The organism is Spirosoma gilvum (genome assembly GCF_054776815.1).
In genome coordinates, this window is record NZ_BAAHBH010000012.1 from 86,745 (window position 1) to 99,211 (window position 12,467).

Below are 12,467 nucleotides of genomic sequence, written 5' to 3' on the forward strand. Positions count from 1 at the left end.
AGAAAATGAGCAGATGTACTTTATTGACAACCAGTGTTATTGCCTGGGCTTTTGGCCTTTATGCAGGTGTGTTCGAATCGGCACAGGCTCAGGCTCAGACAATCATTTACATTGCTCCAGCAGGAAACGATGCGCAGCCGGGTACATTAGCCACCCCCATGGCTACGCTCGAAAAAGCGCTCGAAAAAGTAAAAAATGCTCCCCAGACGCAGGTACAGATTCTCGTACGTCAAGGTGTTTATTATTTGCCCCGAACCCTCCGCATCGACTCCCGAACCCTGGGCAACAAACAGTTGCTAATCAGCGCCTATCAGAACGAACGGGTTGTGCTGAACGGTGGCCGACGGTTGGCCGTACGCTGGCAAAAGAAGGACGATAAGGTTTGGGTGGCTCAGGTGCAGGGTGAGCCATTTGAACAGTTATTTATCAACGGCAAAAAGCAGATTCTGGCCCGCTACCCCAATTACGATTCCACAGCTCATGTATTCAATGGGACCGACTCCAGAGCAACGAGTCCAGAGCGGGTTCGTCGGTGGAGCAATCCAGTGGGCGGATACATTCACGCGCTTCACAGGCACGAATGGGGTGGGTTTCATTATCGGATTACCGGTAAAAACAACGATACGCTGACCTACGAAGGCGGCTGGCAGAACAATCGGCCAATGGGGATGCACCCTAAAGAGCGGTTTGTTGAGAATATTGCCGAAGAACGGGATGCGCCCGGCGAATGGTTTTACGACAGAGCTACCCAACAGCTTTCCTTTATACCACCGGCGGGACTTGATCTGGCGAAAGCGACTGTGGAGGTATCCCACCTAAAATCACTTATCGAACTGGTCGGCCTGCCAGCAAAGCCCGTGCGTAGGGTGCATATCCGAGGACTTCACCTGGTCAACACTGAGCGCACGTTTATGGAGAAATACGAGCCATTAGTACGTAGCGACTGGATGATCTATCGGGGAGCGGCCGTTTATCTGGAAAATACCGACAACTGCCAGATTGAGGATTGCGAACTAACGAATCTGGGCGGGAATGCTGTGCTGGTGAGCGGGTTTAACCGAAATGCCCGGATAACAGGCTGCCATATTCATCACGTAGGTGCTACGGCCATTGGTTTTGTCGGCGAAACTGCGGCCGTTCGGTCACCCGCTTTCCGGTATGAATGGTTTGTACCTTACGCGGCTATGGATTTGCGACCCGGTCCTAAAACGAATCGCTACCCAGCTCAATGTACGGCCGACAATAACCTGATTCACCACATTGGCGAAATCGAAAAACAGGCAACTGGCGTCGAGATTTCGATGGCTTCCGACATTACCGTGCGCCATAATACCATTTATCAGTTGCCCAGGGCCGGTATCAACATTGGCGATGGCACCTGGGGTGGGCATGTAATCGAATACAATGACGTGTTTGATACCGTCCTCGAGACGGGCGATCATGGGTCGTTCAACTCCTGGGGGCGGGACCGCTTCTGGCATCCCAACCGAAAAACGATGGATAGCCTCGTAGCAGCCCATCCCGAACTGGTTCAGCTCGATGCCCAAAAGCCGGTCATTATCCGAAACAACCGGTTTCGTTGCGATCATGGCTGGGATATTGACCTGGACGATGGGAGTAGCAATTACCTCATTTATAACAACGTACTGCTCAATGGGGGGCTGAAATTTCGGGAGGGGTTTTACCGAATTGCTGAAAACAATGTGATTGTCAATAACTCGTTTCATCCACATGTCTGGTTCAGGAACAGTGGAGATGTTTTTCGCCGGAATATTGTCATGCGGCCCTACTTTCCAATTCAGGTCAACGACTGGGGGAAGGAACTGGACTACAATCTATTTCCCGATCAGGCAGCCCTTCAAAAGGCCCGGCAAAACGGTACCGACGCTCACAGCCGGTTTGGGGACCCCGAGTTTCGGCAACCCAGTCAGGGCGATTACCGGGTTCGCACAACGAGTCCGGCCATGGCCCTGGGCTTTAAAAATTTTCCAATGAACCAGTTTGGGGTTCAAAAAGCATCGCTGCGTGTGTTGGCGCGTTCACCCAGAATTCCCGACATATTGACTACTGTTCAGGCGGATAAAAACGCTGAAACAAGCTGGCTGGGTATACGTGTACGTGCGGTGCGTGGCCTGGGGGACCGGTCTGCTTTTGGACTCCCCGACGAAACGGGCGTTGTGGTGCTGGAGGTGCCGAAAACAAGTAAATTGGCGATGGCGGGTTTGCAAAAGGGCGATGTTATTCGAACCGTCAACGACGTGACCATTACGACCGTTGCCGAATTAATGTCCGTTCAGCAACAACTCCATTACATGAGCGCCCTACCCGTTCGCGTGATGCGAAATCAGCAGCTTGTGAACCTGAGCCTTCCGCTTCGATGAACGGGTAGATATCTTTAGAAATGAACAGACGGTTGTATCCTATCAATCTTTCCAGTTATTTGCGCTGGTCCATAAAATTACACCAGTGAAAGCCCTTTGGCAAGACCTTCGTCAGCATTTTCGCATCGACTTTAGACCTGATCTCTACGCAGCCACGGCGGTTTGGCTTATTGTATTGCTTACGGTCAACTTCACACTCGATCTTGAAGATTCGTACATTGATTCGTTTCAGGGAAAACCCATCTGGCCAGTACTCTACTTTGGCTTATATGCTACGGCCTATTACGTCAGTGTTTGGCTCTGGACGTATTTTCACCATCGGCCCGACATCTGGCGAAATCGTGAATTCTGGCTACGGAGCGGGGTAGCGCTGGTTTTCTATTCCATTTATGCCGGATTTTACGGGCATAGTGAATGGAGCCGTCAGCTTTTCGATGGGCAGATTTATGTATTTGCCTATTACTGCCTGCATAACCTGCAATCGCTGCTGACCATTGTGTTGCCATTGGCACTGTTCTACAAATTCTTGGACCCGTACCCGAGTAGTTTTTATGGTATGGCTCCCAAGCGAAAAGGATTGGTTTTATATGCGCTCATGCTGGCGTTAATGATTCCGTTGATTACGCTAGCGTCCTTCCAACCGGATTTTCTGGAATCGTACCCGACCTATCGGGATACCAATGCCAATGAGTTTTTCGGGGTGCCCGAATGGGTAACCGCCCTGGTTTATGAACTGTGCTACGGTTGGGATTTTGTACCGACGGAGTTACTTTTCCGAGGTTTTCTGGTCATCGGTATGAGTCGGGTACTCGGACATGGCGCTGTATTGCCAATGGTAGTCTGGTATTGCTCCATTCATTTTGGACGACCATTGGGTGAGGCTGTTTCATCTGTATTCGGTGGTTATTTACTGGGTGTACTGGCTCTTAGTACCCGAAGCATTTGGGGCGGATTGCTTATTCATATCGGTATAGCCTGGGGCATGGAGATTGCCGCCTTTTTGCAGGGAGGAGGCCATTAAAGATAAACCAGCTACGTTTTGGACCTGGCTGCTGCGTTACGAGAAGTACACAAAAAGGCGGGTAAATCTAAAGAACGGGTCGCCGGGCGTTTTATCAAAAGTGCTTATTCTCGTTTTTTAATAGTTGTTCAACTTATCCAATAGCGTACGAGAATCAAACCCTAGGCCCCGAATTTATACCAGCCGTTGCGTTCACTTGGCGTAACGAACCTCTAAACGAGTAAAAATTTTCCTGGCTTCATTTTACAGGTACTCATTTTGATTCGTTATCGTATTAATAACGGGGAGGCCTTCGAGCAGGGCGATTCGCTCGGCGCCATCCAGAAAACACATTTGCCCTTCTGTGTTTCGGCTTTCTCGAAAACGAGAATATACGTATCCTTCCGCAACGGATATAGATGGTAAGCCATTTAACTTCTCTTTCTTGACAAAGTACGCATTATTGCCGGCCTGATTACAACCCACAAAAGCATAGCCCTTTTCTACGGCTAAGCCATACAAAGCGGGGAGCGAAGCACCAAAGTATAAATAGGAGTAATGGGCTTGTTCGCGCACAAAATCGGGGCTGTAAGGTGTACTGATTGATCGTTCGGATCCGAATAAACTATTATACTCAATCACTACTATATCGGCATCAACCGCTGTAATGGCTTTCCACACCCAGTAATCGTTGCCGTCGATATCAATACTGAGCAACCCAATCTGACCACTAATCCCATTGCTGACGAGCAGTTGGTTGATGTTTTCAGCGGTAATAAAACTTGCAACGGCGTTAAAGCTATAACGCCAGTAAAACGATCTTGACTTGATGTAATCAATATGGGTTGACGAACCATCAATAACCAGCCCCTTCCAGTTATTATTCATCAACAAAAACCGGGTATTTGCTTCTTCATAATTCTCAACGCCAAATTCAACAAACGTATCAACCTGGGGTTTGACGTAGCTAATTAAGTACTGTATAATACCATCATCACCAAACTGAGAAAACAGTTTAAATTCAGCTTCCTTCATGGAAGTAGCCTGCGTTGCCTGTTTAGCCAGCATTGCCCCTATCGCCAGTTTAGTAGTCGCGTTGTCTTCTTTAGCTTGTCTGAGTTGGTCTTGCGCTTCTCGAAGTTGATTTTGCACGTCTTCAAGTTGCGTTTGCAGCGGTTCAATAAGAAATCGTCTTATTTTTCTTCTCATATGACACGAATAGTAAAGCTGTAAGCTTCCCTGAAAAATAGGGCAGTACAGGCGGTTAACATGCGCTATTGGCCTAACGGGTAAATATAGACTTTTAAGCAATATTCTGCGGACATGACGAAGCTATTGTGCTGTTAGTATTAGGTAGTAATTTACCAGTTTAGTAGACAATACATAACAGTCGGCAAAGTGCCCAGAAATCAACGTTCATTATATGAAAAAAATAGCCTTTATTGTCCAGCGCTATGGCGTAGAAGTTAATGGCGGTGCTGAATACTATTGTCGTATTCTTGCCGAACGGCTGACCGGTACTTATGAGGTAGATGTACTAACTAGTTGTGCATTGGAGTACGTTACCTGGGCCAACTGGTATCCAGCAGCCACCACCACAATAAATGGCATAAACGTACATCGATTTCCAACGCATTACGAACGGCAAGCAAAGGACCATTTGATGTATGAGACGGAACGTAAAATCAAAAAATGGTCACGACCTGAGGAATGGCATGGAATGGGCTGGCTGCGGATGTGGGGACGTGCGCTGGTTGGTAAAACCGTTCGGCGCTACATGATGCTCTGGGCGCAACAGCAGGGGCCCTATACACCTGATTTAATCACGTACTTAAAGCGTAACCATCAGCAATATGATGCACTGATCTTCATTACCTACCTCTACTATCCCACAATTGCCGGGATGAATATAGCTCCCCAAAAGTCGATTTTCATCCCAACGGCGCACGACGAAATTCCTATTTATTTACCCGGATTCAAGTTGTTATTCCAACTACCCCGAGCAATTTTATTTCTCACATCAGCCGAGAAACGCCTGGTAAATCAACTATTTAAGAATGAAGCCATCTACAACGATGTCATTGGCGTTGGGATCGAAACAGCCGACGTAAATTCTAACAATTCGGCGGTTACAACATTGGGAATAAACGCACCCTATCTGATTTATATTGGTCGAATTGATACAGCCAAAGGCTGTAATGAGTTGTTCGATTATTTTATTCAGTTCAAAGAAAATCATCCTTCATCCTTGAAGCTAGTGCTGGTTGGTCAGCCCTTCATGCCTATTCCTACTCACCCCGATTTGATAACGGCAGGATTTGTGGATGAAGACGTAAAAATAGCTTTATTGAAAGATGCCAAAGCTTTGGTTATTCCTTCGCGGCAAGAGAGTCTGTCAATGGTTACGCTGGAAAGTTTCGCCTATGGCATTCCTGTGCTTGCCAATAAAGATTGCGAAGTCCTCAAAGATCACATTGAGCTTAGTCAGGGAGGCCTGTTGTTTTCGGATTATACCAGCTTTGAGGGGGCCGTTCAGCAGCTTTTGTCTCAGGATTCCAGCGAAATGTCAGAAAAAGCTCAGACCTATGTCCAAAAAAATTATACCTGGGATAAGGTACTGGCGAAATTCACAAAAGCGGTTGATTATGTTTCGGGTAGCGGTCGTCTATTGAACTAGTTCATCCATCATAGCCAGGCGTTTATAAACGATGTCTTCGTTATTGAACAGCTCATAGTGATTGCTACATTCTATGATTTTGCCGCCATCCTTGAACGGGGTATTTATGGCAACAGTTAGAGTTTGCAGTATTAATGTGCCTTATCTCAATAAAAATGATAGATTTTTGAGATAATGTAATAATGTAAATTGGGCATTACAAGCTAAGAGGCTTTGATATCCTCAGCTATCATCGTGAGATTGTCGCCGAACTGGTGCCCGCACTGGTTAACTTCCCGGAAAGTGGCCATTGGTAGCTTTTGACGATACATGGCAAGATGATCAAATGGGATCTCTTCATCGTCCCGACAATGATAAAAAAAGAGTCGGCTTGATTGAGGAAGGTGTTCGGCGAAATCGGGTTGAAGTTTTAGTCCCTCTACCCATGCATCTTGACCACTCCAATAGGGGGTAGCCAGTAAAAAAATCCGTTCTATTGGTTTCCAGATCGTATATTCAGACAGGTATTTAAGCAACAGGGAAGCGCCTAAGGAATGGGCCACCAAAATACCATCGTCGCTGAGTTTACCGAGTTCACTACCGATTTGCTTGAGCCAACCAAAATCCGGAGCCGCCTGATCGGTTTCCAGCATTGGGTACTTAATCGCATAATTTGCTCCCAATGCGTTTTGCAGCGAGGCTACCAACTTGGCATCTGCCTGATACCCATCGTTTCCGCCACCTCCTATAAATAACACCTGCTTGCTCATAGTCTGCGGGCGATAGTCGTTTCGTTTATAGGCCATCATTTTCGGATAACCACCGATTAATGGATAAGTAACCCTGTTCGTCCGTGTCGGATAAACCCATAGGATGCCCAAGGTTTATGTCTTAGCAAACAGTCTCTTGCTCGCCTTTGTTATAATCGTAGTGGTCTCCTCCCAGAGACAAGACCCCAACCTGTTGACGGCAGTAAATCCTATGCTTGTCAGCCAGACAGTACCGCCCATAGCGAGTTAGTGAAGTCACTAAAGGCCAACAACCCTACACCGCTACTTGTAGTTATCAGTGAGTGCATTCGAAATCAAACGAATTGGCTCACATACCTGTATGACCATTGAGAAGTTACTAAACTGGATTACACCGCTGACGTTGGGAGCCTTAGTGGGTCTCTACGAGATCCTGCATGGCCTGTTTTATGTGCTCTACGGAACACCCGATCAGAAGCGAGATTATCCACTCGAGATTGTGCTTGGCCTGCCCATCTTGGTCGTTTGCTTAGTAGGCCACTGGATGATTAGCCGGCTTACGCATTCGAATACGGGCACCATCTGGATCATTGAATCAATACTGGTGGGGCTAGTCCTTTACGGCTTTTATCGGTCGTAAAAACGATTAAGATTTTTCGCCAGTAAATCCGCTACTTTTTGATTAAGTCGTTCCCCTGTACATCATGCGACTGAATCCGTCCATCTTGATCGATTAGGAACGTTTCACATAGTTATCCACTAACAGACTTCTCTCAGTAGCTAGAAGCTGTATACCCGCTGATTGATACCTGGCGAGGGTTTTTTGCCATTTCGCTGGATTACTATCAATAGAGATACCAACAAATTCTACGCCTTGACCAGCAAACTGCTCATGAAGTGCTTTCAGAACGGGCAATTCTTTAATGCACAGCTCACACCATTTTTAGATTTACCCGCTTTTGTCAGTACTTCCCGTAACGAAGCGTCGCTTTAAGTGGGAATGTGCTCTACCAACACCTGATTATCGGCTTTGTCGAAATAGGTGCAGGTCATGGCATCAAGATTGACAACCCATTTTTCGATGCCCGTAGCAGCACACGCCCTGCAAAACGTATAGTAATCGGTCTGCCCTTGTTGATGGATACGCAGGGCATTGGTAAATGCTTCTTTATCGACCACTTTGGCGATGGGTAGCTGAGCATACATAGGCTTCGATGACGTCCGGTAGTGGTTGTCGCCGAAGTAGTTGGTATGGCTGTCAACTACCCAGGTTTCAAAAGATTTCACACCTAATTGTTTGATTATCTGGATGTACGCTGGGAAGTCGGCCCCTGACTGGACATTAGCATGAGCTGCTTTGATTTGCGCTACGGTAAACATGGCTCTTTGTTGGTAAACGATTGGCTAACTGATTATGTCAGCACAAAGGTCCAACAGTCAGAGGGCCTGGCATTGTAAAAAATCGTTTATCTATTCAGCCCGTTTAACCTGCTCGGGCGTTTCACCCGTGAATTGCCTGAAGTCCTTGATAAAGTGAGCCTGGTCGAAAAAATTATGCTCGTAGCAAATTTCGGTTAGCGATTTTGGGCTGGTTGTCAGGTCATTGAGCACGGTATTGAAGCGGACGATGGAGGCAAATTTTTTAGGTGTTGTACCCACCAGTTTCCTGAACCGTTTTTCCAAAGGACTTTGGCTAGTCGCTAGTTTTTGGCTGAGTTCCGAAATCCTGATCGTTCCCTTTGATTGATAAATAAGCCTGACCGCTTCAACAATCAGCTTATCTCGTTGAATCTCTTTAAGTTGAGATAGCAGGAAGCGTTCAACAACCCGTATGCGTTCGCTGTCCGTTTGGGCCAGCGACAGTTGCTCCTCCGTTTCGCTAATCGTCTGCCTGCTGAAAAGGGTATCGAGCGAAATACTTTGATTGAACGGCTCATTGGCAGGGCAGGACGTAAAAAAAGCCAACCCAACTTCTGAAAAGAAAACGAGAATTGTTCCTATATCTGCCGAGTTTTTAAATACCTTAACGTGATCTGAAAGACCCGTTATGCCTGCTGTCGATAGTCGGTTTGGCTGGCCCTCGGTGATGGCAGTTAATTGGCCCTGATACTGAAATCCAATGACCAGGCTGGTCGATGGAAAGATTTTATAGGTAGTCTCCAGCGTGCTTTCTGAAATGACAAAGTGTTTTATGTAAGGCTTTAGGGAATCAACCGGTATAACCTTGTCAAATCTCATTCGTGCTGTGTGCGTTAGCAACGATTTATTTCCCGTAAAGATACCAATAGTTCGCTGTCTTTTGCTGGGTCATCTCTCTGTCTTTATAGTCGTTTTTAGGGTAAACTATTGATACGCAGTTGTTTATTGGCCTTGGTTTGGCTGCTCATTTACGACTGGAAAAATGCTGACATGAATTACCGAACTCGTACGTTATCTAAAAGAGAATTGCGGGTTTATCTGGTTCGGATGTGATCTTTGCACTCTTTTCTGTAACTTACATTACAGCGTAATAAAAGTTTTGCTGTATTTTTTCTGTCATTCCGAGGAACGAGGAATCTTCGGATGAGAATATTTTTTCTCCTTCACCCGAAGATTCCTCGTTCCTCGGAATGACAGAAAACCTTTACTACATTGTACGTATCCAGTTTCTAATAGTACTATTTATGAGTTCCTTTAATCAAGAGCCGCCTATTCCATCTGGTAAAAAATTCGATGCGATAGTGGTTGGGTCAGGTATTAGTGGAGGATGGTCGGCCAAGGAACTTGCGGAGAAAGGCCTGACTGTGCTGCTCCTCGAACGGGGCCGTATGATCGAGCACGTAACGGATTACCATACGGCAACCAAAGCGCCCTGGGAGTTTCCGCATCATAACCTGTCGGTGCCGCTGGAGACGCTCAAACAGTACCCCATCCAAAACCGAACGGGTTTTACCATTACCGAAGCGACTCATCAGCATTTTGTTAATGATCTGGACAATCCATATGTCGAAGAAAAACCGTTCGACTGGATTCGGGGGTATCATGTGGGCGGGCGTTCATTGATGTGGGGGCGTTATTCTTTCCGATTTTCGGACCTCGATTTTGAAGCCAATGCCAAAGAAGGCATCGGAACCGACTGGCCCATTCGGTACAAAGACATCGCTCCCTGGTACGATTACGTTGAAAAATTTGCCGGAATTGCCGGAAACCGCGACGGCTTGCCACATCTGCCCGACGGCCAGTTTCAACCCGCCATGCCCGATAACTGCGTCGAGCAGCATTTCCGAAAGTCGGTCAATAGCCAGTTTGCGGATCGAAAAGTAATCTCAGCGCGGGCGGCACATCTGACGGCTCCTACGGCAGAGCAAATGGCACTGGGTCGGGCAAAATGCCAATACCGAAACCTGTGTATGCGGGGATGCCCGTATGGGGCCTATTTCAGCACGCAGTCGGCTACCTTACCCGCAGCCCGGCGTACCAAACGACTTACCGTTCGGCCGCATTCGATTGTCAACTCAATTATTTACGATGATAAAATCGGTCGGGCAACGGGCGTTCGGGTGATTGATGAGCAGACGCACCAGTGGCTTGAGTTCAGGGCGAGTGTTATTTTTCTGAATGCGTCGGCGCTAGGATCGACCTACATCCTGATGAATTCGAAATCGAAGCGGTTTCCGAACGGCATGGACGATAGTGGTCAATTAGGTCGCAACCTGATGGATCATCATTTCCACGTAGGAGCCACTGCCGATTATAACCACGATCTGGATAAATACTACTATGGTCGCCACCCGGCTGGGTTGTACATTCCTCGCTTCCGCAATTTACCCGGTCAGGATGGTCAGCCCTTTAAGCGTGGGTACGGGTTCGAGGTTTATACCGGCCGTGAAAACTGGGACCATGCCTTTCATGAAGAAGGATTCGGGGCCGATTTTAAAGAAAGAGCTACGCAGTTTGGACAGTGGAAAATCACGCTGGATGCCTTCGGTGAGTGTATGCCGTATGAAGATAACCGGGTTTCCCTGACCGATGAAGTAAAGGACAAGTGGGGCCAGCCGGTTCTGAAAATGGATGTGCATTACCGCGAAAATGAAACCCTCATGCGAAAAGACGCGCACGATCAGGCCATATTGATGCTCGAAAAAGCTGGTTTCTCCAACATCGGTGGATTCGATAGTCAGGCGCATCCAGGTTTGAGCATCCACGAAATGGGAACAGCTCGCATGGGAACATCGCCTAAAAATTCGGTCTTCAATAAGTTCAATCAGCATCACACGGTCAACAATGTGTTCTGTACCGATGGCGCCTGTATGACCTCATCGCCCTGCCAGAATCCGTCATTGACGTATATGGCTTTATCCGCCCGGGCGGCTGATTATGCCGTGAAAGCGTTGAAACGAGGAGATATTCCGCGCTAAATCAGGTTTTTTGGCGTCTTCGACTTGCCGAAGGAGTAAGAGTTTGCAAAAGCCATCTTTGGGTTTTGCTACCCTATTCAATCCGTTCGCTGTCAGAAGAGTCATGCGTATCCAAACTACATTGATCTGTTATCTGGCCGGGTTGGCAAGCGTCCTGGCGCAACCCAATCCTTCCCGGCCCGATTTGTGCCAGGGTGCCTATTTCACCGAAGAAGAAGGAGCCAAAGCGTTACAGACGTTTGCCAGTACATACCACGACCGGGCAAGTTGGGAAACCCGTGCTGCCCTGATCCGAAAAGGCATTCGCGAGGGGATGAAACTACCCGACAAACCGAAGTTTGCTCCGCTTCAACCCATTCGGTATAGTGTACGGCAAATGAATGGCTATACAGTCGAGAATGTCGCCTTTGAAAGCCTGCCGGGCCTTTTTGTAACGGGCAACCTGTATCGGCCAGTTGGCGCTAAGGGTAAAGTGCCAGGCATTATTTGCCCACACGGACATGGCGCTAACCAGAATAACCGCCTGATGGAATACACCCAGCAGCGTTGTGCGACCCTGGCGCGGATGGGTGCGGTCGTATTTGCCTACGACATGCTGGGGTATGGCGACTCCAAACAGACCGAGCATAAGATTGCTGAAGCCTTAACCTTGCAGACGTTGAATGGAATGCGTTCGCTGGATTTTCTAACCAGCTTACCCGAAGTCGATACGGATCGGATTGCCATGACGGGCGAGTCGGGTGGGGGAACGCAAACATTTGTACTGACGGCACTTGACCCACGAATCAAAGTTTCGGTGCCGGCTGTAATGGTGTCGGCGCATTTCTTCGGTGGTTGCGTCTGTGAAAGCGGCATGCCCATTCATAAACGGCCTACCCATCAAACCAGTAACGTTGAGATTGCGGCACTGGCGGCTCCCCGGCCTATGCTTTTGGTGTCGGATGGAAAAGACTGGACGAAGAATACGCCAACGGTCGAATATCCTTACATCCAGAATATCTACGGCTATTACGGAGCGAAAGACCGGGTCGGAAATGTCCATCTGCCTGCCGAGGGGCACGATTACGGTCCTAATAAACGACTTGCCGCCTACCAATTTCTGGCCAGGCATCTGAAACTCGATCTGGCTCGTGTACAGAAAAATGGTCAGATCGATGAGTCCGTTAATACGATTCTTGAACCAACCGCTTTACAAGTCTTTACGGCCGAACACCCTCGACCCGCCCGCGCTGTTGTGGGCGACGATGCCGTGATGGCGCTCCTCAAATAAACCCTCACATAACC

General features: G+C 47.8%; 11 protein-coding genes. 6 read left to right on the plus strand and 5 right to left on the minus strand.

The window, feature by feature from the left end; genetic code table 11:
• Positions 1–5: 5 nt before the first annotated feature.
• A complete protein-coding gene (locus tag ACYVFD_RS27605) occupies positions 6–2,381 on the plus strand; it encodes a right-handed parallel beta-helix repeat-containing protein (protein ID WP_461093755.1) in 2,376 nt (791 codons plus the stop codon).
• Between the two features lie 85 nt (positions 2,382–2,466).
• Positions 2,467–3,402, plus strand: a complete 936-nt coding sequence (locus ACYVFD_RS27610; RefSeq protein WP_461093756.1) for a CPBP family intramembrane glutamic endopeptidase — start codon at positions 2,467–2,469, stop codon at positions 3,400–3,402.
• 243 nt (positions 3,403–3,645) lie between these two features.
• On the opposite strand, the gene ACYVFD_RS27615 is transcribed toward ACYVFD_RS27610, so the two are convergent.
• Positions 3,646–4,533: a hypothetical protein gene (locus tag ACYVFD_RS27615; RefSeq protein ID WP_461093757.1), complete on the minus strand. Its 888-nt coding sequence runs from the start codon at positions 4,531–4,533 to the stop codon at positions 3,646–3,648.
• 271 nt (positions 4,534–4,804) lie between these two features.
• Here ACYVFD_RS27615 and ACYVFD_RS27620 point away from each other — a divergent pair, with 271 nt between their 5' ends.
• On the plus strand, positions 4,805–6,058 hold the full coding sequence (locus tag ACYVFD_RS27620; RefSeq protein WP_461093758.1) for a glycosyltransferase family 4 protein: 1,254 nt from the start codon (positions 4,805–4,807) through the stop codon (positions 6,056–6,058).
• A gap of 203 nt (positions 6,059–6,261) precedes the next feature.
• Here the strand turns inward: ACYVFD_RS27620 and ACYVFD_RS27625 are convergent, their stop codons facing one another.
• Complete coding sequence (locus tag ACYVFD_RS27625; protein ID WP_461093759.1) at positions 6,262–6,846, minus strand: alpha/beta hydrolase; 585 nt, start codon at positions 6,844–6,846, stop codon at positions 6,262–6,264.
• Positions 6,847–7,105: 259 nt separating this feature from the next.
• Here ACYVFD_RS27625 and ACYVFD_RS27630 point away from each other — a divergent pair, with 259 nt between their 5' ends.
• Positions 7,106–7,426 (plus strand): hypothetical protein, encoded by a 321-nt coding sequence (locus ACYVFD_RS27630; protein WP_461093760.1) that lies wholly within the window; start codon positions 7,106–7,108, stop codon positions 7,424–7,426.
• Positions 7,427–7,519: 93 nt separating this feature from the next.
• Here the strand turns inward: ACYVFD_RS27630 and ACYVFD_RS27635 are convergent, their stop codons facing one another.
• From ACYVFD_RS27635 to ACYVFD_RS27645, 3 genes are all read right to left on the minus strand, one after another.
• On the minus strand, positions 7,520–7,717 hold the full coding sequence (locus ACYVFD_RS27635; RefSeq protein WP_461093916.1) for a TlpA family protein disulfide reductase: 198 nt from the start codon (positions 7,715–7,717) through the stop codon (positions 7,520–7,522).
• Positions 7,718–7,776: 59 nt separating this feature from the next.
• The gene (locus ACYVFD_RS27640) at positions 7,777–8,166 is read right to left on the minus strand and encodes a DUF1398 domain-containing protein (protein ID WP_461093761.1); all 390 of its coding nucleotides are present in this window, start codon (positions 8,164–8,166) and stop codon (positions 7,777–7,779) included.
• A 90-nt stretch (positions 8,167–8,256) separates the two neighbouring features.
• The gene (locus ACYVFD_RS27645) at positions 8,257–9,024 is read right to left on the minus strand and encodes a helix-turn-helix domain-containing protein (RefSeq protein WP_461093762.1); all 768 of its coding nucleotides are present in this window, start codon (positions 9,022–9,024) and stop codon (positions 8,257–8,259) included.
• A gap of 425 nt (positions 9,025–9,449) precedes the next feature.
• Here ACYVFD_RS27645 and ACYVFD_RS27650 point away from each other — a divergent pair, with 425 nt between their 5' ends.
• Both ACYVFD_RS27650 and ACYVFD_RS27655 read left to right on the plus strand, forming a co-directional pair.
• A complete protein-coding gene (locus tag ACYVFD_RS27650; protein ID WP_461093763.1) occupies positions 9,450–11,183 on the plus strand; it encodes a GMC oxidoreductase in 1,734 nt (577 codons plus the stop codon).
• Positions 11,184–11,286: 103 nt separating this feature from the next.
• On the plus strand, positions 11,287–12,453 hold the full coding sequence (locus ACYVFD_RS27655) for an alpha/beta hydrolase family protein (protein WP_461093764.1): 1,167 nt from the start codon (positions 11,287–11,289) through the stop codon (positions 12,451–12,453).
• Positions 12,454–12,467 lie beyond the last annotated feature (14 nt).

Excerpts from the sequence above, each read along its gene's own strand:
- ACYVFD_RS27620 (WP_461093758.1), top strand. The coding sequence starts at position 4,805 with ATGAAAAAAATAGCCTTTATTGTCCAGCGCTATGGCGTAGAAGTTAAT.
- ACYVFD_RS27645 (WP_461093762.1), bottom strand. The coding sequence starts at position 9,024 with ATGAGATTTGACAAGGTTATACCGGTTGATTCCCTAAAGCCTTACATA.
- ACYVFD_RS27640 (WP_461093761.1), bottom strand. The coding sequence starts at position 8,166 with ATGTTTACCGTAGCGCAAATCAAAGCAGCTCATGCTAATGTCCAGTCA.
- ACYVFD_RS27625 (WP_461093759.1), bottom strand. The coding sequence starts at position 6,846 with ATGATGGCCTATAAACGAAACGACTATCGCCCGCAGACTATGAGCAAG.
- ACYVFD_RS27650 (WP_461093763.1), top strand. The coding sequence starts at position 9,450 with ATGAGTTCCTTTAATCAAGAGCCGCCTATTCCATCTGGTAAAAAATTC.
- ACYVFD_RS27605 (WP_461093755.1), top strand. The coding sequence starts at position 6 with ATGAGCAGATGTACTTTATTGACAACCAGTGTTATTGCCTGGGCTTTT.
- ACYVFD_RS27655 (WP_461093764.1), top strand. The coding sequence starts at position 11,287 with ATGCGTATCCAAACTACATTGATCTGTTATCTGGCCGGGTTGGCAAGC.